The sequence below is a fragment of the Enterobacter sp. CCUG 70166 genome, from assembly GCF_020224095.1.
In the GTDB taxonomy this organism is placed as follows: domain Bacteria; phylum Pseudomonadota; class Gammaproteobacteria; order Enterobacterales; family Enterobacteriaceae; genus Enterobacter; species Enterobacter intestinihominis.
Map to the genome: position 1 here is coordinate 23,357 of NZ_NRIQ01000049.1, position 21,361 is coordinate 44,717.

Annotated in this window: 27 protein-coding genes; all 27 read right to left on the reverse strand. The window is 56.0% G+C overall.

The window, feature by feature from the left end:
• Positions 1-3: 3 nt before the first annotated feature.
• A complete protein-coding gene (gene traG, locus CKK19_RS20590) occupies positions 4-3,417 on the reverse strand; it encodes a conjugal transfer mating-pair stabilization protein TraG (protein WP_063854355.1) in 3,414 nt (1,137 codons plus the stop codon).
• Positions 3,417-4,781, reverse strand: a complete 1,365-nt coding sequence (traH, locus tag CKK19_RS20595; RefSeq protein WP_063854354.1) for a conjugal transfer pilus assembly protein TraH — start codon at positions 4,779-4,781, stop codon at positions 3,417-3,419. The genes traG and traH overlap by 1 nt, the downstream gene beginning before the upstream one ends.
• Positions 4,774-5,190 (reverse strand): hypothetical protein, encoded by a 417-nt coding sequence (locus CKK19_RS20600; RefSeq protein WP_063854353.1) that lies wholly within the window; start codon positions 5,188-5,190, stop codon positions 4,774-4,776. Before CKK19_RS20600 ends, traH begins: the two co-directional genes overlap by 8 nt.
• Positions 5,187-5,450: a hypothetical protein gene (locus CKK19_RS20605; protein ID WP_063854352.1), complete on the reverse strand. Its 264-nt coding sequence runs from the start codon at positions 5,448-5,450 to the stop codon at positions 5,187-5,189. The genes CKK19_RS20600 and CKK19_RS20605 overlap by 4 nt, the downstream gene beginning before the upstream one ends.
• A gap of 17 nt (positions 5,451-5,467) precedes the next feature.
• The gene (gene trbB / locus CKK19_RS20610; protein WP_063854350.1) at positions 5,468-6,079 is read right to left on the reverse strand and encodes an F-type conjugal transfer protein TrbB; all 612 of its coding nucleotides are present in this window, start codon (positions 6,077-6,079) and stop codon (positions 5,468-5,470) included.
• Entirely contained in the window at positions 6,069-6,287 is a 219-nt protein-coding gene (locus CKK19_RS20615; protein WP_045409416.1) for a hypothetical protein, read from the reverse strand. Before CKK19_RS20615 ends, trbB begins: the two co-directional genes overlap by 11 nt.
• Complete coding sequence (locus tag CKK19_RS20620) at positions 6,284-6,775, reverse strand: hypothetical protein (RefSeq protein WP_045409413.1); 492 nt, start codon at positions 6,773-6,775, stop codon at positions 6,284-6,286. Before CKK19_RS20620 ends, CKK19_RS20615 begins: the two co-directional genes overlap by 4 nt.
• A gap of 9 nt (positions 6,776-6,784) precedes the next feature.
• Positions 6,785-7,567 carry a type-F conjugative transfer system pilin assembly protein TraF gene (traF, locus tag CKK19_RS20625; protein ID WP_045409411.1) on the reverse strand — a complete coding sequence of 261 codons (783 nt, stop codon included), beginning with the start codon at positions 7,565-7,567 and terminating at the stop codon, positions 6,785-6,787.
• Positions 7,564-9,417 (reverse strand): type-F conjugative transfer system mating-pair stabilization protein TraN, encoded by a 1,854-nt coding sequence (traN, locus tag CKK19_RS20630; protein WP_063854348.1) that lies wholly within the window; start codon positions 9,415-9,417, stop codon positions 7,564-7,566. The genes traF and traN overlap by 4 nt, the downstream gene beginning before the upstream one ends.
• Positions 9,414-10,037: a type-F conjugative transfer system pilin assembly protein TrbC gene (gene trbC, locus CKK19_RS20635; protein ID WP_063854347.1), complete on the reverse strand. Its 624-nt coding sequence runs from the start codon at positions 10,035-10,037 to the stop codon at positions 9,414-9,416. Before trbC ends, traN begins: the two co-directional genes overlap by 4 nt.
• A 10-nt stretch (positions 10,038-10,047) precedes the next feature.
• Positions 10,048-11,046, reverse strand: coding sequence for a conjugal transfer pilus assembly protein TraU (gene traU, locus CKK19_RS20640; protein ID WP_045409403.1), 999 nt, complete (start codon positions 11,044-11,046; stop codon positions 10,048-10,050).
• Positions 11,043-11,366 carry a hypothetical protein gene (locus CKK19_RS20645; protein ID WP_063854346.1) on the reverse strand — a complete coding sequence of 108 codons (324 nt, stop codon included), beginning with the start codon at positions 11,364-11,366 and terminating at the stop codon, positions 11,043-11,045. The genes traU and CKK19_RS20645 overlap by 4 nt, the downstream gene beginning before the upstream one ends.
• 56 nt (positions 11,367-11,422) lie before the next feature.
• A complete protein-coding gene (locus CKK19_RS20650) occupies positions 11,423-11,638 on the reverse strand; it encodes a hypothetical protein (RefSeq protein ID WP_045409397.1) in 216 nt (71 codons plus the stop codon).
• Positions 11,639-11,741: 103 nt separating this feature from the next.
• Positions 11,742-12,287 carry a hypothetical protein gene (locus CKK19_RS20655; protein WP_074147105.1) on the reverse strand — a complete coding sequence of 182 codons (546 nt, stop codon included), beginning with the start codon at positions 12,285-12,287 and terminating at the stop codon, positions 11,742-11,744.
• Complete coding sequence (locus CKK19_RS20660; RefSeq protein ID WP_045409394.1) at positions 12,278-12,514, reverse strand: hypothetical protein; 237 nt, start codon at positions 12,512-12,514, stop codon at positions 12,278-12,280. The genes CKK19_RS20655 and CKK19_RS20660 overlap by 10 nt, the downstream gene beginning before the upstream one ends.
• Complete coding sequence (locus CKK19_RS20665; protein ID WP_074174454.1) at positions 12,505-12,897, reverse strand: hypothetical protein; 393 nt, start codon at positions 12,895-12,897, stop codon at positions 12,505-12,507. The genes CKK19_RS20660 and CKK19_RS20665 overlap by 10 nt, the downstream gene beginning before the upstream one ends.
• Positions 12,894-13,526, reverse strand: coding sequence for a type-F conjugative transfer system protein TraW (gene traW / locus CKK19_RS20670; RefSeq protein WP_063854345.1), 633 nt, complete (start codon positions 13,524-13,526; stop codon positions 12,894-12,896). Before traW ends, CKK19_RS20665 begins: the two co-directional genes overlap by 4 nt.
• Positions 13,523-13,936: a type-F conjugative transfer system protein TrbI gene (gene trbI / locus CKK19_RS20675; RefSeq protein ID WP_045409385.1), complete on the reverse strand. Its 414-nt coding sequence runs from the start codon at positions 13,934-13,936 to the stop codon at positions 13,523-13,525. The genes traW and trbI overlap by 4 nt, the downstream gene beginning before the upstream one ends.
• Entirely contained in the window at positions 13,933-16,539 is a 2,607-nt protein-coding gene (traC, locus tag CKK19_RS20680) for a type IV secretion system protein TraC (protein ID WP_063854343.1), read from the reverse strand. The genes trbI and traC overlap by 4 nt, the downstream gene beginning before the upstream one ends.
• Positions 16,536-16,790, reverse strand: a complete 255-nt coding sequence (locus CKK19_RS20685; RefSeq protein WP_063854342.1) for a hypothetical protein — start codon at positions 16,788-16,790, stop codon at positions 16,536-16,538. The genes traC and CKK19_RS20685 overlap by 4 nt, the downstream gene beginning before the upstream one ends.
• The gene (gene traV / locus CKK19_RS20690; protein ID WP_063854340.1) at positions 16,787-17,326 is read right to left on the reverse strand and encodes a type IV conjugative transfer system lipoprotein TraV; all 540 of its coding nucleotides are present in this window, start codon (positions 17,324-17,326) and stop codon (positions 16,787-16,789) included. The genes CKK19_RS20685 and traV overlap by 4 nt, the downstream gene beginning before the upstream one ends.
• A gap of 58 nt (positions 17,327-17,384) precedes the next feature.
• On the reverse strand, positions 17,385-17,783 hold the full coding sequence (locus CKK19_RS20695) for a hypothetical protein (protein ID WP_047366163.1): 399 nt from the start codon (positions 17,781-17,783) through the stop codon (positions 17,385-17,387).
• A 91-nt stretch (positions 17,784-17,874) separates the two neighbouring features.
• Positions 17,875-18,240 carry a hypothetical protein gene (locus CKK19_RS20700; RefSeq protein WP_154819173.1) on the reverse strand — a complete coding sequence of 122 codons (366 nt, stop codon included), beginning with the start codon at positions 18,238-18,240 and terminating at the stop codon, positions 17,875-17,877.
• Between the two features lie 109 nt (positions 18,241-18,349).
• The gene (locus tag CKK19_RS20705; RefSeq protein WP_047366161.1) at positions 18,350-18,754 is read right to left on the reverse strand and encodes a hypothetical protein; all 405 of its coding nucleotides are present in this window, start codon (positions 18,752-18,754) and stop codon (positions 18,350-18,352) included.
• Complete coding sequence (locus CKK19_RS20710; protein WP_063854339.1) at positions 18,744-19,202, reverse strand: hypothetical protein; 459 nt, start codon at positions 19,200-19,202, stop codon at positions 18,744-18,746. The genes CKK19_RS20705 and CKK19_RS20710 overlap by 11 nt, the downstream gene beginning before the upstream one ends.
• Positions 19,203-19,215: 13 nt before the next feature.
• A complete protein-coding gene (gene traB / locus CKK19_RS20715; RefSeq protein ID WP_045409372.1) occupies positions 19,216-20,619 on the reverse strand; it encodes an F-type conjugal transfer pilus assembly protein TraB in 1,404 nt (467 codons plus the stop codon).
• The gene (traK, locus tag CKK19_RS20720; RefSeq protein WP_047366158.1) at positions 20,616-21,356 is read right to left on the reverse strand and encodes a type-F conjugative transfer system secretin TraK; all 741 of its coding nucleotides are present in this window, start codon (positions 21,354-21,356) and stop codon (positions 20,616-20,618) included. Before traK ends, traB begins: the two co-directional genes overlap by 4 nt.
• Positions 21,357-21,361 lie beyond the last annotated feature (5 nt).

Here is a 21,361-nt window from a genome sequence, read left to right on the forward strand (position 1 = left end):
TAATCAGCCCGTTTTCCTTTCTCTTAGCTCAGCTAATCTACGTTTCATTTCATCATCACTTTCAGAAGGAGATGATTCCCCCTGACTGATTTTCTCTTTATTTAAACCTTTCGAGAATGAACTTTGTGAATTATGAAGCTCTCCTTTCAATATATCACTGGATGCCTGAACAGTGGATTGTTTTTTACCAATTTCTCCAGCAGATTCGTTGATTTTATGCTCGTTTTCAGATCTTTGTTCCGCTACACGTCGCTGGATATCATTTTGCGGACCAAAACCCTGACCTGACTGTTCATGCAGTTTTGCCTGGTTTTCTTTGAAAGACGCCTGCATAGCATTACCCTGAACCCGCTGCTCCTCAACATTCATGGTTGCAGGGCTATGGCTCATTTCGTTCCTGTGGCCTGTTGCTCCCCCTTGTTCCCGTAAGGTCCCGGATTGGCGTAATTCCTGCTGCATCCCAGCGCTGGAGTCAGAGCGTTGCCTTTCAGCCGAATGTCTTCCGGTATCATGATCACTGGATTTAATGGAGAGGCTATCCTGTTCGCTTCTGTGAGTGCCTGACTGGATTTGGGAGCTTTGTTCCTGTCTGCCGTAGCCAGAATGTACTTCGTTATGGCTGATTTCCCGTTGACCGGCTAAGTTCTCACTGTCCGTTTGATTTTGCGCTAACAATGATGACTCATGGCTACCCGAAGCAGAACCGCCAGTTCTCACAGACACGCTTCCCCCCCCAGATGAAACCTGTCCACCGTAAGTGCCCGCATATTCCGTCACCTGAGACGCTCCGTCTGTATGGTGGTTCCCCGTGCCGTTCGAATTATAAGAGCCACTCTCGACAGGGCTGTAACGTACACCTCCATCATTACCTGCCGGGCCTGATCCTTGCTGAATGCTGTTGGCTGGCTGAACCACGCGCTCACCACTGAAGGCTGCATGTTCATTGCCGTTGGCCAGATCTGAACGACCCTGCTGATAATCCCCCGTAATTTCAGGCTTGAGACGTTCATTCACGAACTCCATTGCCGCCTCGCGCGCTGAAGGGGCGCTTGTCAGCATGGATTGTGCCTTGTCACCGTATTTATTCGCAGCCCAGTCCACAAACTCCTGCGTATAGTTCGTGTCAAGGCTGGCACTCTGGTTCTGGGCCAGTGTGGCCATACGGCTGAACTCGTTACTCTGCGTTGAACTGGTGGTGTACTGATGGTACTGGCTTTCAGCATCATTGAGTGTTGCGGCAAACTGCTGAACATTGCTGCTTGCTGCATTCTCCGTATGGTTCGCACCATCGGTAACGCGGCTACTTTTAACCATATCCATACCCTGACGGAAGTCATTAACCGCCTGGCTGTTCTGGTCATGTCGCATATCCTGGTTGTTGGAGTGTGTTTCCTGGGTTCCATGAGAACTTCCACTTGAACCTTTAACTTCTGCGCCAGCATGCGCTTCAAAACTCACCCCGGTAGCCCATTTACCTACTTTACCAAATGCCTGATCGCCGGTGTTAAATTTACCACTTGCTCCAGCATTAACACTGCCTTCAACAGATTTTGACATCAGTTGGTTATAGGCTTCCTGTGTGGAGATATTGTTTGCTTTCGCATAGCTTTCTGCTGCCGACAACATCATGCTGGCACCGCGCGTCGCATTCGTTGCCTGGCTGTTTTCGCTGCCCTGAGTCAGGCTGTCACTACTACCGGTCTGATGAGAAAGCTGGGAAAGCTGCGACCAGCCACTGGTCACGCTGTGGTTGTAGCCATCGAGCGCCGTCTGTGCCTGAACCTGCGACTGGCGGGCTGATTCCTGGAACCCACTGCTGGCCAGCTGGCTGAGCCTCATGTTCACCGGCAGGTTCGACATCGCACCGGAGCCGTCAATAACCGTATGGCCACCGGCCGTCTGGGTCTGCGTTGAACCGTTGTCAGCCTGCCACGTCTGCTGGCCCTGACGCTGCACCAGGTTCGTGTCCATCTTGTTCTGGCTGACGTTGTCCATCGACATGTTGTTAAACGACCAGTTGCCGTCTGCCGTGGTCGCTGCCACACCTGCGGACGTGAATGCCCCCGAACTGAGCACACTGCCTGCCACCTGAGAGCCGATTGCAGCCGCCCCTTTGGTCAGATAGAACGACAATACCGGAATGGACAGCGACAGATAACCCGCCAGGTTGGCCACGTCCGAGTGCTGCAGCGCAACAATATCCTTGTTGGCCAGCACCAGGGGCGTCCCCCCGGACTGGCTCTGCAGCCAGTAGTTGGCGGCATAGTTCAGGATGGCGAACATCACTGGCCACATCTGGAAGTAAATAAAGCCACAGACGTAAATCTTCAGCGTGTTCAGCCCGAAAATGGAGTGGTTGGACGCTGCCAGCGCAATCATCAGCGGGAACAGACACACCAGGATGAGCATCAGCAGGGACTGCGCAAACGGCAGTGTGCGGGTGGCAAGTTCGTTACCCGCAGCCCAGCTGAGGCGCTGTTTGGTTGCCGCGTTCTCGGTGGCCAGATTCAGCAGGTTGGCGGTATCAGATGAACGCGCCGCAAAGCCCTTAATCCCCTGTCGCACGGCACTGTTCGTGATGTTGTTCTTCATGATCTGCGCGGCCGTCATACCGCCAGAGTAGAAGTACCCGTAACTTTCCCCCATTGCGTTTGACAGCAGTGCTGCGCCGTTCAGCTTGTTTCCGAAGACCTTACGCGTCAGCCAGGTAAAAGTTGCACTGCCCGGATTCACGTCGGTATTAACCAGCGTCTTTATCTCCGTGGCGGCCTGCTGACAGGTCAGGAACTGCCGCGAGGTGGACGTCATTTTAAAGATGCCCCGCAACGGACTCGGGTTGCTCGTTATCAGCGTCAGCGGGTCAGTGGAGTTCAGCAGCTGGTTAATCGTGTATTTGCCGTTCAGCAGAATGTCGCCTATCACACAGTTTTCCACATAATCCGGCAGCATCTGTGCCAGCTCAGGGTTTTGCGTGGTGAAGTCACTCGTTTCCGCCACAATCCGGGAGCCGAACAGCATCCCTGTCTTGCTGTAGGTGATTGAGTCAGGTCTGGCCATCAGCATGTCGTACACCGACGACATCTTGTAACCGATACTGGTGGTCAGTGACGCGATGGCCGCCAGTCCCACCGGCACGTTATCGGTTTTCCATACCGCAGCCGGATCTGAGAGGTCAATAACCTGCACAGAGCGTTTCGGTACCAGCAGAATAGAGGTCAGGATCATAAAGACTGCCAGCCACTGGACGAACACCATCGGGTTACGTTGTTTAATGAAGGTGAACAGTACGGCCAGCACCCCGAAGGTGCCGGCAATACGCATCAGGGTGTGGAAGGTATTCTGGCCGACGAGGGTGACAACGGCGTCGAGCGCCGTTTTCCACATCCCCCCGCCATAAATGGTGTATATCTCAAGCATCAGCGATCACCCCAGTGATAGTTGCTTTGATAGGAGCCTGAAACGATGGTGGACACCTGCTGCTGCAGGTACTGCATGTTGCGGTCGATACCGTCCAGCGCATTCTGGTCTGCTGCTGACTGCAGCTTCATGTCAGCCAGCAGACCCTGCGCGTGAATGACGTTGTCACGCAGCTTCGCGGCGGCTTCTTCGGGGAAGTTCTTGCCGGCAAGCGACAGACTGGCCTGTTTCACCAGCTCCTGGAGGTACTGGATCATCAGGTCCTGCGCGATGAAGTCAGATACCTGGAGCAGATACGTTGCACTCATGCCCATACTCTGGGCGTTGGTCAGGTATTTCAGCACCGGTACGGACGTGGTGTTAACGAACCCTTTTTCCTGATCGGTCAGCGGCTTGTCATCAACCAGCTTGTTCTGCATGGAGATCATCAGGTTTTTAACCAGCGTGACCAGGGCATTGGATTCAGAAACGGTCAGGTCTTTTACGGTCGGTCCCAGGCACAACGTTGCCTCATCACATCCGTAGACCTTCGCGGTCCCCCCGCGCATCAGAACCTTAATCAGGTCGCGGTTATCGACCAGCGGCGTCAGGATGGTGACATCCCCGCTTTTATTGAAAATGATTGAGCCGACGGTACTCATGACCAGCTCCTTCAGCGCCCGATCGTTAGCGAGAAGTCCGTTTTTACTGAGCGTGTCCCAGATAAGGTTTTTGTTTTTCAGGACCTGGTCTTTTTCACCATCACCCGCTTTGGCCGTGACCTTGTCGCCCTGCCCTCCGACGGTGCAGCCCTGACGGGATGCCGCCCAGTCAGCAAACATGTTGGTTTCGCCGGCAATGTCCTGGCAGATTTTCTGCTGGGAAACCTGCGTGACTGGCCACAGCCCGCCGATAATGCCCTGCGCCGCCTGGCACGAACTCATGTTCATGGAGTTAACATCGCTGGCCAGCTTCTGCAGGAAGTCTTTCGCCTGCTTCAGCTCCGGCACCATTGTCTGCAGTGCCAGGTCGAAGGCATAGCCTGCGGCATTGCTCATGATTTGCTTCACGAATCGCTGAATTTCCTCACCGCTGATCATACTGAACGACCCGAGATAGGCGTCGATACCGCCGCAGCCGGCGTTCAGGGAAGGCAGTTGCATCGAGATCAGCTGGACGTTTTTGACGGGGTTGCGGAGATAAACAGAACCGCCGGAGAAGTACCCGGCCGCCTGTCCCTGCCATGCCTGAGCCTGAGAGACGTTACCGCTGTAGCCCAGCTTGCCAAAGAAGCCGTTCAGGTCGCCGTTAACGTCTGCCTGAGCTGGCAGAGCTGCCAGACCTGAGAAGAACACAACCCCTGCCGTAATAAGCGCCTTAATCATTTGGCACCTCCGCAGCTTGCGTATCCTGACCTGTCGGGCTGTCAGCCCGGCTCAGTTTGCGGCAAAGATATCTGGCCAGACTGAGCCAGCTACAGACGAGTACATTCACCGCAATAAGCACACAAATCGCGCCCATAACGCCCCACAGCAGGTACTGCGGATAGTGGATGAGAAGTGAAAGCGTAAACTGTTCGGAGCGGTCAATAGTCACCGGCTCTACCATCGTACTGAGTGTTGTACCGGCACACTTCACGTATACCCTTTCGACCACAGCGGTAAAAATTAAGGCATAAAACAGTTTCAGCGTTAACAGGTCAGTCCATTTTCGGGCTTCCGTGTCCTCACTACAGTCTTTCAGTATCGCGATAGCCTGGTTTCGGATAAGCGTTTTCAGTCTGATGAGCCTCATGCAATCTCCTCCCGGGGTTTCCTGGCCAGGGTCTGCCGGCAGACGTATTGCCCTGTAACAGTGAAAAAGAATCCGATGCTCAGCGAGATAAGCAGAAGTACCGGAAAGTCCTGCAGACAGGTGGTCAGTTCAGGACGGTCCATGACGCTGACCACCCGGTGGGCCAGCACGCCATAGAAGGCTGCGGACACAAGCAGCGTCACGCTGAATAACAGCCATACGCGCTCGGTACGCGATAACGCATACGAATTTGTCGTCATTTTGTAGTCCGTTTGTATTACTGAGGGGTGACCTGCGCGCTTGCCGGCATTGGCGGCAGCATTTTCGGATCGATGTTATCCATGTCAGCCTGAATCAGGCTGGCCATCCGGCTCTCAAGTGCAGGGATGTCCATCACACCCTGGGTGAGCGGGTAGGCTTTCAGGGTGTTGACGTTGACCATAAACGCCGTCGGTGTCGCAATCGGCAGGCCGTTACCAAAGAAAGTGACAATCTCGTCCGCGATGGGGGAGTTAGGGTCCGTCTTGCGCGGGATCATCGGGGTCGGGTAAGAGACGTCCCCGCCTCCGTCCAGGGTGTATGGATACACCCTGATGGCATGTTCATCGGCCCAGCCTTTCAGCAGCGGGTCAAACTTAGCGCTGTACTGGCAGTGCGCCTGCATAAAGAGCACCACGGCATACTCTTTCATATTCGCCCGACGTCCGTCCGGCAGCAGCATCAGACTGCCGGGAGCCGGGACCGCAGGTGTGGACGTGGTGATGGTCGCAGCGTCAGCAGTTGAAGTCGTTTTTGTCGCCTCAAGTGCCATTAACTCCTCACGCGCACCGGCGTTCGCCAGCAAAGGCAGGGATAACAGGAGTGCTGTGAGACCGGTTTTAATGTTCATGATCGGCCTCATTATGCTTCTGCGTTCTGTCCTGGCGCAGCCAGCGGCATAAGGCAAAAATCACCATGCCCCCCGCGCCAACCCACATGCCATTGCACAGCCACAGTAGCCCCTGCTGAGTGTGCTCCACTGACAGGGTCATCAGCTCGCTCAGTACGCGCGCCATCGTGCCCCAGAAAATCAGTCCTGCGAGAATGGATGGTTTCATTCGTCTTTCTCCTTGTTCTGCCGTACTAAAATCGAATGCGTGTCTGGTGAAATGCGTTTTGGGGCGGCCAGGGATCGGCGACGGGATACAAACCACACTCCAAAGCCCAACATCACCACCATCATCCAGACGTTGCGTAAGGTTGCATCAACCGAACGCGCCCATGAATCGATGTCCACGGGGCCTCTCTGACACAAGACTTCAGGTGGTTTTTTCTCTAAAGCAGAAGGCTCAGGCTTTAACGTTTCTCCGGGTTTCGGTGGCGAGAAGCTTCCTGCCATCACCTTTTCATTAACACACCCCATCACCTTGCCGGCAGGTGCGCCGTCAGTCAGGTCATGAAAGGTCGTCAGGAATTGCCGGGACAGTGAACCCTCTGACGCCGCCAGCATCACAAACACATACAGCACCAGGGCCGGGCCGAGGACGAAGGAATACAGGGCAACCCGCCCTGCATCACGGATGAGGGTGAAAAGCGTTTTTAGCATATGACTCTCTCAGGAATTGGGTTTAAAACCGGTGGCCACGTTCAGGAATCGTTTTGACAGGTCATCCTGGGTCATGAAGCCGTAGGACAGGGCGCGGTAGTTCTGGTTGCGCGGGTCAACCAGGAAGAGCGCCGGAAAGTGCATGATGTTCATCGACCGGGACTGCCCCGTATCCGGACGGCTTTGCGGCAGGGTGGCCGCCACCTGGCCGTCGACTGAGACCGGGATAAGCGATATCCCGTTGGTTTTCGCAAAGTCCGCCACCACCCCGGCCATCTGCACATCAATCGGGTCACTGCCCCGGTAGAAGTAGAACAGACCGTACTGCTGGGACAGTTGTTCAACAGCATTCTGTTGCGTCTGCTGATCACGCGTCTGTGTAAACGGCGCCATGCTGTTGTAGTGCGGGTATTCCAGGTTGTAATCGAGATCAGGATGACTCAGCTGTGCCGCCGCAAAGGACTGACTGAACATTGATGCCCGGTCCGTCCAGAACTTCTGCCAGCGCAGGAACGTCGCCGTGTTTTCCCGCGAGGGGTACAGGATGGCGCGGTTAAGCGCCTCCTGTGTGTACCCTTTCAGTACGCGGGCCTGCTCCACAGGAGACATTTTGCTGAGATCCGGGATCGCCTTTTGCGCAGGCTGCGGCGGTTTCGCTGGCTGTTCAGGCGGCTTCTTCGGTTCGTTGTACCAGGACCAGCCGGTGAACGGCTCCGCTGGCGTCACAATTTCCTCGGACTGCGCCGTATGGCTCGCCAGCACCATAAGCAGGCCACAGAGGACACGCTTCATTTGCCACCTCCCTGCTGGTTCACCTGGGCGGCGATCCGCTCCTTAATCTGCTGAACCTGTGCGCTGGTATCCGGGATTTTCTGGTTCTTCATCAAATCCTCGTAGAAGTCTGAGAAGTTGATTTTGTCGAAGTCGATTCTCTGCAGTTCCGGGACTGTGATCCCCCGGCAGTCCGGACTGTCGCCGCTGCCGAACTTCACACCCAGTTGGTCTCGACGTCCCTGCTCCTGAATAATGCGGGCAAGCTTGCCGTCAAACACACAGTACACCTGGCTTTTCTGGATACAGGCCCCGAGCACCTTACGATCGCAACGTTCGCCCACGCTGACGGTGATTTTCTTCGCCTTCGCTTTCCCTATGGCCTTCTCTTCATCATCACATGCCGCCAGTCCGGCACTTTGCCCCCAGCCGGAGTCTTTGCAGCAGTTAGAGAAACCGGCAAAGGCTTTACGGCACCGCATGGCTTTACCCGTGAACGCTTTTACCTCAATCGTGCTGCTTGCATCTTTAGCGTCTTCAGCTGCCGAAGCCAGACCGGCCAGTTTAGCCACAGCCGTATCAAAACCACTGCTTCCGGCACCATTCGTGTCATCACACTCGCCTGATTTGCAGATATAGTCTCCTCCGCAGACCAGGCCTCCCGACTGATGCGTGGTCTGACACTGGTAGGTGTAGCTCATGTGGGTACACTGTCCGTCAGTCGATTCGGTGCAGGTTGTACCTGCTGCAGTGCAGGAAGGGTTCGTCATCAGCGTTCCGCAGGTTCCCTTCGAGTCTGACGGCACAACATAGTTATCGGTGTACTCCCAGCAGTCGCTGTAAACGTCATAGCTCTGGCCATTATTGATAATGGTCTTGTTTCCTCCCGGAGAGGTGCAGGTTGACGTTGTTTTTTGCGCCTTCGCCATATCCAGACCGCAGGATGAGGACCAGGTCACTTCGGGGGTAAAGGTGGTTTCGACCGCGTTCATAACGAGAAGCAGTCTGAAGCCTGAAGCACCGGACTGAAAATCCGCTATCTGTTCCCGGATATGCTTTTCGCAACGGTCCTTGTTCCCGCTGGTACACCCTGTACTGGTATAGGTACCCGCGGGTAAGGAGCCACCTTTTGACAGCGGCGTACCTGGCGCACCCGGCATTTCCCAGTCAAAATTCTTCCCGACCATCGTCTGACTGACGCCCCACCAGGAGATTTTCCCGGCATTCACTTCCCGGTCTGCCCAGTAAAAATGTGCGCTGATCACCGGCCCTGATGCAGGTGCATTAAAACTAAAGTTAAATGATGTACCGTTAATACTGAACACGACATCCGCAGCGGTCAGGGTGAAGGTTTTCTGAACCGTGGTGGTTGATGACCGTCCGCCAGGGGTTGCGGTCCGGGTGCAGGCCTCAACGGAGGCCACATCTTTGTCGCAGCTGTAATTTTCAAAGGTGGTTTTCGATACCGTCACCTCCTTACACTGGTTCGCGGTTCCGTTAAGCACACCGTCTGCACCGGCTTCCGCATTTTTCCCGATCGTGATGAAAGGTGCCTGCGGGTCGATGGCGGGAACCGGATTCGTTTTGCCGGAGTTGATAACTGACTGCGCTGCGTCATTACCCTGCAGTGCGGCCTGCCCTTTGTTGGCCAGCCCACCGTCTCCACCATCCACACCGCCGTAATACCCTTTCTCCGGTGGGTTAGCGGTATAGCCTGGTATTGCCCCTGTGACGGTACCAGGATTTTTCAGGGCCCCCGTACCGGCGGAGGCATTTCCCTTGCCAAAGCTCGCTCCCGCCTCAAACGCAGGATCGGCTGCCCCCGCCAGGAGCGGGAAAAGCATCAGCATCGCTGAAAGTCGTTTTTTCATTTCGCAGCCTCCAGAAGATGGCGCGCCGTCGCTGCACAATCACCGCTTTCAGCGACTTTCTCCAGCGCCTGCTGCAGGGGCAGGCTTCCCCGGATAACGTCATGATGACCCGGACAGGTGACCACCAGTGCCGGCACTGTCGTGATGTTGTACTGAGTGAACAACGTCGGATCGATTTGCACGCCGGCGTCCTTGTCCTCCTTACTCAGCTCAAACATGGCCGCCGCAGTCTGTCGCATATCGTTATTGACCAGGCCCCGCAGCGTGGGCGGAATGTTGTAACGACGGGCGTCCTTCAGCATGGGCAGAAGACCTTCACGCGGAATACCGAGGCTCACAAAGTAAATAGCCGGGAACGTGTCTTTTTCCCCCATAGAGGTGGTTTGCGCAGCGATATCGCCCTGCAGGCGGTTAATCAGGTCCTGCTGTGGCTGCGGCAACACGGATACACCCGCAGGGTGACTCTGCAGGTCTTCCTTCATGGCTGCCAGCGCGTCCTGCTGGCCTTTGATCCAGTTATGGTCTGAGACGGAGATATCTGTCTGAGCGCTCGCCAGGGCCAGCGGCGCGAAAGCAACCATGACGCTGATCGTCAGCGCCCGGAGATAAACGTTTTTCATTGTCATGTCCTTAAAGGAATACGCAGTTACGTTTGCGCCAGAAGAGATAGCCGAAGTTCTTTTTGGAGGATGGAGAGTTATGCGTTGTGCCCCAGAGCTGCGTGCTGGCCCCGAAGGGATGACAGTTACCCGGTTCGGGGTACATGTTGACCATCTGATACCGCCATCGCTCTTTCGGGATGATCGGGGATGGATACTGGTTACATACTGCGACGTCCGCGCCCACAGAGTTCCAGACCAGCCCCTCACGATGCATTTTGAATGCCATTCGCTCTCCAACCAGAAGAGAGGCCTCGAGCGGAGAAAACTCACCGCTGGTATAGCCGGTTAGCGGGTAGATAGACCCCTGACTTCCCGCGCACCAGAACAGCGGAGACAGAGGAAGACCCGCTGATGAAGCAGCTGCGTCAGCAGCACAGGCACCCTGAGCTATCAGGTTGCCGAACAGCGCTGCCTCGGGGTTTATCAGCATCGAGAGCGTACTGTCATTCCAGAGGGGATCAACTTCAGAGAGATAAGCGATATCCATGTCGCCGGTCTGCAGACACCCCAGACTGGTGATGATGTTCAGCCAGAAAATCAGCGGGTATTTATACCAGTGAACATGATAGAACGTGCCGGCAGCGGGTCTGTCGCTCTGCCCTGCGGTTCCCGTTCCCGTGCGTCCGAGATCGATTTTAAAGCCCCCCATGTTGACCATCACGCCAGGCTCACGGGTTACATCCACCATCGCCATTGGCTCCCAGAACCCGATGGCCAGACCGATGCGATAAAACACGCCGTAGGGGCAAATCTGGATCGGCGAAGCCGGGTTGTTGGTATCCTTTTGCGGGCCGGCCGCCAGCTGAATATTGCCGAGCGTCATCGGGAACAGGCACTTCCAGCAGACATCACTTATCGGATTAACCCAGCGGCCGTCACCGGCGTTACTGGCTGCGGCCGTTGCCTGCAAAGGCAAAGAGGACAGCAGAAGCAGCACCATGCCGGAAAACCATGACACATGCTTCATTTCACCTCCCGTAGCCAGACACAGACCGGACCATCTTCAGTGTCATGAATGGAGCCGATAAACCAGCCCTCTCCGGCGGGGACTGACGGCTGCCAGTCACTGATGTCCGACGCACCGTTTTCCCAGGCGGTAATCACCTGGGGAGGAGCATCGTTTTCCATCCAGCGGGTGGCGCAGGTGAGTTTATGCAGGCGCATCCAGTCGCCAAACTCTGTCTGCGTGGCTTCATCACTGGCAGGTGTAAAGTAGTGTGGGTGCGTCCAGAAGCCGTTGCGGTCACGGGTAACCGTCACCGGCCTGATTTTTTCAGGGTGAGTCATGGGGGTATCTCCGGGCATGCCGCAGCCACCGGACGGCGGGAGGGCTTAAAGAAGGATCAGTGGTTTTTGCCTTTACCGGCGGCTTTCATGATGATGGCCAGTCGTTGTTCCTGGCTCATTTCGTACAGGGCAAGAATGGCACCGCGCAGAACATGCGAGGGCTTGTACAGCGGGTTGTCGTTGAGGATCTCATCCAGCTGTCGTGCCGAACCCTCATCGTGACGTACTGAGGTGACATTCCGGCCCTTTTCAGTAACAGGGTCTTTTTTCATGGCGTTACCTGGTCGGGATTAATCGTAAACCGGGGTGGCATTCAGGCTGAGGCGGAGCGCAACGCAGTGAGCACCGAACATCCTGAATGGCAGCGCGGTTGAATCAATGGCCTTTTTGCGGTCTGGTGATGTACCAGCCAGCGCACTCACTGCCACGTATAAGCACACTGAGCCACGTGCCGGCATACCCATCATTCACCGCTATATCTTCGCTGTCTTTCATCGTCTGCTCAGAGACTCTCGGTGTGGTATAACGCAGACGCGCCCGAAAAATCCTGCGACTGAGAGCCAGTCGGTCTGCTGTCGGTATCGTTACGCGCTGTGATTCATCATGCGTCAGTGCATAACCCGCCTCGGTCAGACCTTGCTCCAGCTCTGCGAGCAGCATCTGGTAATAGTCTCTGTTGGCAAAGCCATGTACCGCATCGGCATGTCGGGCACTGCCAAACTGTGCCTGCGGAACGGGTATTCCCGGTCTGCTCTCCCACGCCCGGCGTTCACGGCGTGCATCTGCAAGATGCTGAACAACAAGCCAGCCCGCGAGTAGTGTTACCACGACCAGAATACCGGTCATGCCCTCAGTATCGCGCAAACAGGTGAGCATCCCCTGCAAGCCCTGAGGTCCGGTGAAGCAGCTGATTAACGCCATGCGTTCATCTCCTCCATTCTGTTGCGGATAAGCCTGACGAGGTACAGGGGAAACGCCTCATCCCGTTCTTCCGGCGCTATCGGCTGACGCTGGTTCTCCGCGCACCACTGACGCCACGCACCGGTGACCAGCATCGGATGCCAGGATGCGATTTCAGGGTACAGCTGGCAGAGTTGTTTCACTTTTTCATCACAGCCTCTGGTTTCAGCATTGCACTTCAGTGACATTCGGCGTTCTCCTGCTCCTCGCCCGCGAACAACCTGTCGAGGCGCTCAGAAAGTGACATCGTCTGGCCTTTTTTACGTTTCGCGCTGTCCTCGGCCCGCATGTTCTCCAGTAAGAGGTGAATGATGTAGTCCGGAAAACGTTCATCACGTTTCGACGGCTCCCGGCTGTCCTGCTGGTTCTGAACACACCAGTGAAGCCAGGCTTTGGTCACCAGTACCGGATGCCAGGAATCCAGCTCCGGATACAGCGTCTTGAGCCGCTCTGCCGTACCCATGCGGGATGTAACGGCTGATGCTTTGCGGGGTTGTTTAGCGTAGCGGCGATGCGAAGTGACGGCCTCGTGCATGTGCGGAAACAGATCACCTAACGTGGTTGCGCTCATTTTTTTGCTCCTGATACCGGAATTTCTTCCACCTTCATCACGCGGCCATCGCGTGAAATCCGCGCAGGGATGTGTTCAAAACCGAATTTACGGGTCAGTACGCCAGACTGGTCGAAGTAGATACGTTCATTCAGCGCATCACTTGTTTCTTTGATGTTGCCGTTCACCAGGATGACCTTCACGTTTGTCTGGCCTGCGATCTGCTGACGGATCCAGTTCATCTGCTCTTTATCATCACCGTCGATGAAATAAAGCACCTGGCTGAAGGGCACCCTATCCAGGGGGTTGACCGTGTCGCCCTTACGGGCGATCACGTTGCCCTGCATGTCAGTGATCGTTTCCTTCACGGTGAAGGTCGGGTCCCACGCAAAACTGCGGTATTCCTTCGCTTTTGTGAGGCCCTCCACCGGCGTCGGGCGTACCGCATGCTCCTTCACCCTGTCCGTTGCTTCCCTGCGCAGCCGGTCCAGTTCGCCCGTCTGCTCCATCCCCTTCAGGCGGTTCTGGATAAAGGCCAGCATATCCTGCTCGGCCGGTTCGAAGACGTTTCCCCAGGTCCCCAGGTCTTTCGCCCCGCTGCCGGAAGAGAGCATCAGGAGCATGGCCATCAGCTTCAGTCGTCTTTTCACTGGCCCCCCTGGGTACGCCGTGCAATGTCGGCACGGATCTCATTCGTAATATCCCGCTGCGGGTTTATTACCGCCGGTTTCACCAGAATGATGGCGTTGTGTGAGGCCTGCCACGCATCCAGGCTGCCGCTCAACGCCGCGTTGAACTGCAGGGTCATCGCTTTTGCGCTGCCTTCATCGAGATGCAGCTGGGCGGACTGCTGCTTGAAGAGATCTATCGTGCCCTTCATGTCGAAGACCACCACCTCAGGTGTGACGACTTTCGCCGTTACGTACGCGACGCCTGTCATGACCAGAAGTCCCGCCAGCCCCAGCATCCCGACCTTAACCCATCGGGATGTCTTGCTTACGATTGTTACACCGTCGCGGACGGTATCGCCGTCATATGGCTTGTCCTGTTGTTCACTCATGCTGCGTTCACCCATTGTTCAAGTTCACGAAGTTCACTGCCGTATTTCTTCTCCGCCAGCAGATATGCCGCTTCTTCCGCAGTCGCTCCGGCTTTCTGAGCGTTCTGCATGTAGGCAAAGTCCTCGCCACGGGAGCTGAACATGGCGCGCGTGACGGGGTCGACAAACAGGCGGTGGAAGGAGCTGTATTCCCCGGCGCTTATCAGCAGGGAGCTGTAGCCGGTCTGCAGGGCGGGCTGGAAGCCGCGGATAACTTCTTTTTCCATGTCCGAGAACTGATCCGGGTTATCGGCAAGGTACTGTTTAAACGCCTTCGCATCCTGCAGCAGGGTGATTTTGGTGGAGCTGTTGTTCCAGGCGGCTTCCGCTTCCTTACTGGCGCTGAAGTCCTTGATGCCCTGTGTGATGGTGATAAACGCGCCACGGTGTCGACGCACCGTACGGTAGCCTGTTTCGATAAACCGGGCCGCATGTGGGTTTGAACCACCCAGCAGACGCCAGGCCTCGTCGATGATGCAGACTTTTTTGAGATCGCGCGGGCTGTGGTACATCTTTTCCTGAATTGCCAGGATGAGCGAGAACAGGATGGACGAGAGCAGCTTCGGCTTGTCCTCCAGGCTCAGCAGCTCCAGCACCGCGAAGCGGGTTTCACCGTCGAGCGTCGGGGTGTCGGCGTTGAAGTATTCGCCGTCCGGCCCCCAGGTGCAGTAGGTATCGAGCAGCATGGCCAGCTCAGCGAGACGCGCGATGATGGTCGGCTTGTCTGCGAACGCCTGATTCACATCCTCATTGGTCAGGTAATTATGAACATCGTCGATACGGGCTTTGTTTGCCTTCTTCTCCCACGCATCCATTACCGCTTTCTGCAGGATCGCTTCACAGACACCGTCCAGCGGCTGTGTAGGGCTGGCCAGCACCGTCAACAGACGCACAATCCCTTCCGCAGAGTGATTGATGTCTTTGACGTTAGCGAACGGGTTAAATCTAAGCTTCGCACCGTCAAGGTAGACCCCGCCGGCCTGATGGCAGTAGTTCTTATATCCATCCCCCATGTCGATGACCCAGCCAAAACCTCCAGCATTCAGCACATCACGCAGAATCCCCTGAATAAGGAATGTCTTCCCTGCCCCTGAGGTACCGGTTACCGCAATGTTAAAGTTGGTACTGCCGTTCTCTTCGCCAAACATGTCGAAGAACGCCACCTGGTTGCGATAGGTCGGCAGCGGCATCCCCACGTTGGACAGCTGGCGCTCGGCCACAACCGGCATCAGGCTTACTGCATTCCATGACTTGGCGCGCAGGGTAGCCCCTGTCATCTTCAGGTCTTCCCACATTCCTTCCTGCATGACGAACGGGAACCCGGCCAGCCAGTTACGCATCTGCTGGTACTGTATCGTGACCATCTCCAGCTCGTTCTTACGGAACACGTTCACGGCGGCCAGCTCGCAGGCCTGCGCGTCGGTGTTGTTGTCCGGCGCGAACAGGGTCAGGTTAAAGTAGGTTCTGCAGTGTGCAATTTCATTGCTGTTCAGCTGTTCACGCGCCCGACGCCACTCTTCGGCTGCTTTTTTGGTGCCAGGAAAGAGTGCGGCGTAGGCTGAGTTGGCCTTTTTGGACAGGTCCGTGTCTTTACGAAACGCCTCACTCTGGCTTTTGGTCTGTTCTTCCAGCTCAGTGGTCCAGGTCAGCATAAACGGACAGGGAATGCCGAGGTCAGGGAAGCGCAGATTTTGCAGATTATCTGCGCCCTGCCAGAGCGCAAACCGACGAGGGTTTTTGGCGAGCTGCATATTGATGATGCGGCATGCCGATGCCGGCAGGCGCGTCCCGCGCGCGTCGATAGTCTCCGGCAGCACCATCCGGATATGCGATGGATGAACCTTAAGGTCAATCCCCGGATCAACCACCTGGCGGTTGAGCCTCTCGTCCTCGCTGTAATCTCCGGAAGACATCAGCACCTGTTCCTGGCGGTAGTTCATGACTTCACGTACCGCAGACAGGAAGGCGTGAACATCAATGTTCATGCTGTCGATACGTGCGGCCCCCAGTGAGACGCGGATGGTGTTGCGTATCTGAATCAGCTCGTCAATGACCCGCTGCATCTGGGAAGAACGTTTTACCTCTTTGCCGTACACAAAAAAGATACGGTAGTTACGCAGGTAGAGCGGATATTCACGTTCGTTGGCCAGACCGTGGAGCGCGGAGCGCTGCCAGAAAGCGCGGGTGATTTTATTGAGGTGCTCAGCCATCCCGCCTTTCCACATATCATTACTCACGCCGCGATCGATACGCTCTCCGACACATTTGCTTGCGACCAGAATAACGGTGACGGGCGTCTGGCGTGGCAGCTTCTTGCGGAGCATGTCATCGAGCGCGGCCATCACCTGCTCGTTCGCGCCGGGAAGCGGGGCCGCTTCCATAATGAAACCTGCGGAGCCGGCATTGACGAAAATCTCATTCGTATCGTCGTAATACCGGTAAGGCAGCGCGGCGACCAGAGAGGGATAGTCCCAGGTCTGAGAGAGGTTGTTGCGGGCCGTGGCGGCTCCGTCTTCCTGCTTCCCGTTTTTCAGCATATCCATCAGGCTGTCGACAAAACTCATTTTCGACCCTCCACAGCGGCCCGGATTAACTCCAGGCGACGCTGCTTCTCTTCGTTCATTTGCCCGGCGTGCAGCGCGTCACCGGCAGTTTTAATCTGCCAGTCACAGCTCACGCTCAGAACGGCCAGCGTTTCATCGTCGGTATCGGCTGACTGTGTGGCGGTGATTTGCATCGTTCCTTTCCGCGTATAAGTGAATGATTTCACCAGATGATCGACGCCGTTCTGGCCGGAAACGTAGTGGCTGCTCATTCCCCACCCTCCCCGATAACGCGGTAACTCTCATCCCAGTGAGATTTGTTCTTCACGAACTCGACCACTGCCGGCTGATGGAAGTTGTCGTCTGTGTCCACCCAGGGGGCAATCCACAGGCGCTGCGTGGCGTCAGGAATACGCTGAACCGGAACGCGGCCCGCCGTGTTAACTGGCACGGGTGTCACATGACTGGTCGTGGCCAGCGGCGTGACCAGTGTGCCGGACGCTTTCGCCGGCGCAGTGTTCAGCGGCTTAGCGGCGGCAGTTCCGGTTGCTGCGACGGAGACAGGACGGAACGGATTCACGACCGGTGCCGAATTGCGCAGTGCCGGCAGGGTTTCACCCGCAGGCTTTTTTGCGGTTTTATCTGCCGTCAGGTCATCCAGACTTTTACCCTGAGCGGCCAGCTTGTTGGCTTCAGCGGTGGTCAGGCACTGGTCGGTCGCGGTCTTGTTGCAGTCGAAATCAGAATTGAGACCGGCGCAGCCGGTCAGTGCGCTGCACAGCAGTGCAGCACCCAGTAGTTTTTTCATGGGGTAACTCCGGTTGGAATTTGAGGGTTATATGTACAAGGGGGGAGTGACTTGTGGCTTACACGAAAATTTCTCGCATGACATTGAGCATTACCTGCAGACCGAAGCTGCACAGTACGCAGGTAAAAAACCAGTCCATCGACAGAAAATGCAGGTTCATTTGAATGAAACCATAGACGATGATTGAAACAGACGCGCTGAGCCAGGGCGCGAGAGCCCCTGCAAACATCATCCATGCTTTATCAGTATCGCCATAAGCTGCAGCACTGGACGCGATGATGGCCACGCTTATGAGCAGAAAGATTCGCCATGTGGAAAAATCATCGTCACCGATTCCCTTCAGGTTCAGAATCGCCCATACCGTCATTTCAGTCGCATAAATAAGCACTAAAAAGACGACGTGGCGGTAGTCATACAGGATTTTGAGTAATGAAGAATGTGTCCTGATTGAAGGCATAGACACTCCAGTAAAAAGAACTTCAAGGTTGTAATGATGAGGTGATACAAACCGGTGAGAGTAATCAGCTATCCGAGTACCGCTTTGCTGTTCACTCGCTCCCGGACTCTTTCTCACGGTCTGGACTGTTGTTGAGAAATTTCAGGTCAGGTTTCTTTTCTGGCCAGGCGCTCATCGCTTCCAGCTGATACCAGTTTCTGACGTTGCTGGCCGTCAGCCCCTCTGTTTCAGCCTGACGCTTCAGGTGCTCCCAGGCAGGAAGGTTCAGGGGTTCATAAGCAGACAGCATCCTGTCGAATACCTCCTCCCAGCTTTCGTTGTAGCGGGGGACAATTCGCCTGCATATCCATTGAGTCAGAAATAGCCAGACAATCAGGATACCCAGCGCCCACAGTGACGGGCAGTACGAAAGAACCGGTCCCCCTGCACAGAGAAAGATGACAAACCCCAAAAACATGTACTTGCTTCCTGCAGGGGTTGGCCGACCAGTCTCCCAGTCAGCTATATGCATCCGCATTTTCCTGAGCAGGTCGTTGTTACGTTTTTCTTCACGCATTCCGGCTACCTTACCTGGCGGTTCTGCAGGCGGAAACTAACGATGATCGGAGTATGCGAAACTCAATCACATCGTTACGTTCGAGGAGCCTGAGGGCGTCCGGCGAGCAGGCCATTGCAGCCTTCAGTGCCAGTGAAACCGCGAGGCTGCGGTAACGGTTTTGCAGCCCGGTGGGTGCATCATCAGGGACTGCATCAGACACCTGCTGATACGCTTTCCATGCATCTGGCTGGGCTAAAGCGTCACGCTCCATGCTCTCAAATTGAGCGGTGTCCTTAGCCGCTTTCTGAGCGTTTGAATCTGTAACAGCCCGTGCCGGAATGCCGTATTCAGATGAAGTCATAAAATTCAGCAGAAGCCCTGCAGGTACGCTCAGCGATAGCAAAAAAAGAACAATTCCGATTTCACGCTTCATGTTTGCCTCCGCCTTCACCTTTTGGTTTAGCGGTTCTCTCTTCTGGCCAGACAGACATTGCTTCTTCCTGAAACCAGCTTCTGACTGCAGTCAGCGTAAGTCCCTCTCTCTCAACCTGCAGTTTCAGTTTTTCCCAGGCCGCCTGATTAACCGGTTTGTAGGATGACAGCGTATCGTCAAACACGGCCTCCCACGATTCTGTCTTGCGTGGTATGAGCTTTCTGAGCAGCAGGTTGCTCAGGACGAACCAGACTGCCAGAAATATCCATCCCCATACTGGCCAGTAATGCAGGAAGAGACCGCCTCCTGTGAGAATCATGAACACCCATGCAGTTACGAAAAACCGCTGCACCGGCGTTGATCGACCGGCGCTCCAGTCATCGAGGTCCTCCCGGATTTGTGTCAGCGCGTTGTCTTTACGCTTTGCTTCACGGATAAAGGATTTCATCCTGGATTCCTCATTAGTTGATGGTGTCACCGAGGCGCAACTGACTGGCCTGGCGGAGAACGTCATCAGGGTTGATGTTACCGACAGAGGTGGTGCTGGATGTTGTGGTCTGGCTCGCAGGCTGCGGAGTCACAGCGTTCTGCGCGGCGTTGCCGGCTTTCTGCAGTTCCTCTTTCGCTTTCGCGTCATCGGCATCCTCGATGGTTTCAAGGCGGAAGCCCTTCTGGAAGACCACAGTTACCAGGTTGCCAGCGCCGATATCAATGACCGGGTGATACTGTTCGGCGCGCTTAATCCAGTACTGGCTCAGCGTGTCGGCTGCCTTACTGGCCCCGCCGCCAAAGCCCTGCTTAAACACGTCGCCGGCACCTACTTCCGCTGTGGCACCGAGGCCGACAGATGGTGTTGCCGCAGATTTGATACCTTCACCAAAGCCTGACAGGAGGCCTGCAGCCCCCGCGTAGCCGACAATCATGCCGTTTCGCATAACAGGCTTGCCACGAACACCGCCTTTACCCTGGTAGCTGACGTGGCCATCGAATTCCATATCGACGTGCTTGCCGTTTTTCAGTACGCAGCTGATTGATTTCGTCCGGACAATCCCGCGCTCGCTGGAGATGTCGCCCCAGATTTCACCCACCACAAAGCAGCCGTCAGCGCTGTATTCTTTGTTGTTCGGCATCTGGATATTGCCCAGCAGGCGGATGGTGACGGGCTGGGTGTTCTGCTGGCCGGTAACACTGGCGTTGGCGTCGGCACCTTCAATCATGATGGCGTCGGAGAAGGAGCCTGACGGAATCCAGGGGAGTTTCGTTGGCTTTTTCTTCAGGCTTTCATAGCTGAACTTTGTTGTCGACAGGCCGCCTGTCATTCTCTGGCCGGAGCCGCCCGGGTAGAACGCTGCGCCCTGCCCCATATTCACACCAGTGGCGGCCGGTGTGCCTGCGGGGGTCACAGTGTATTCGGGAGGCCGGGCCTGACCGGCAGCAACGGGACCGGGGAGTGGTGTTCCGTTCTGACCTGCAGGTGGTGTCTGCTGGCCAGTGGTCTGGTTGCTGCCGGGGGCTTTCGTAAGCTGGTCATTCAGACGCTGAATTTCTTCGTCCTTTTTGGCCAGCTGTTGCTCGGTGGTGAGCTTGTTCTGCGCGAACTGCTGCGTGAGCGTAGCGAGCTTGTCTTCAAGCTCTGATGTTTTGGCCTGCTGCTGCTGCAGTGCGGCATCGTTAACCTGCTGGTTAAACGCTGCGGTAACCACGCCGGTCATATTTGGCGTTGCGACCGGGGCGGGTTGCTTCTGCTCCTGCTGATGCTGCCCGTACCAGATAACGCCGCCCGTTGCGGCCGCGCCGCCGACTATAACGGCAGCGAGAATGGCCAGCTGCTTACGGCGGGTTTTCAGGTTTTCATTCAGGTTCATGGGCGGGTGTCTCCGTCATCTGAAAACACAATCCAGGCATACCCCTCTCCGCCGGCGTAGAGCTGGTTCTGCGACAGCATTACGGCCCGGACGCCCTTGCGCCAGAAATCGCGCTCGCGCAGGCTGCGGGTGATGCTGCCCGGGTTGCTCATCCGGAAGCGCACAATGCGCAGGTGGTTACCTACAAACTGGCGTTCCGGCGTCAGGCGTACATCACTGGCGGGTGTGTATGCCGGCATGCGGCTGACCGGGTACTCCTGGTAGTCGTCCGGCACCTGGCCATTGACTACAGCGCGGGACAATGCGACCAGAGTTTTTTCGTAGGTCTGCCCTTCTTCCCATGCCTTCGCGTCATCGTTCTTGCGAAGTGGTGGTGACATTGGGGTGAAGCGCAGTGTTTTGCCGTTACCCGGCTGGGGTCTGACGTTCAGGCTCAGGGATGAGCCGCGGTCAGTCTGGATAAACAGCGTGAAGTTCTGGCCTACGAGTGGAGACAGAATTAGCGCTCCGTCGTCGGTTGTGCTCTGGTCATAGGCACCGGTTGGTCCGCTGATGCTGGTTATGAGTTCTCCGTCAACAACAACCTTGCTCGGGTTGGTGTTGCTGAGTGTGACGTTAAAGGCGGCGTCGTTCTCAAACGGAATGGCTGCGGGTGCGGAAGCGGCCCGGAGGCCGCTTGTGAATAATCCCGCTGCCAGAAACACAGCAGCAGCTGCCGGTGAAATGCGAAATTTCATGGGCA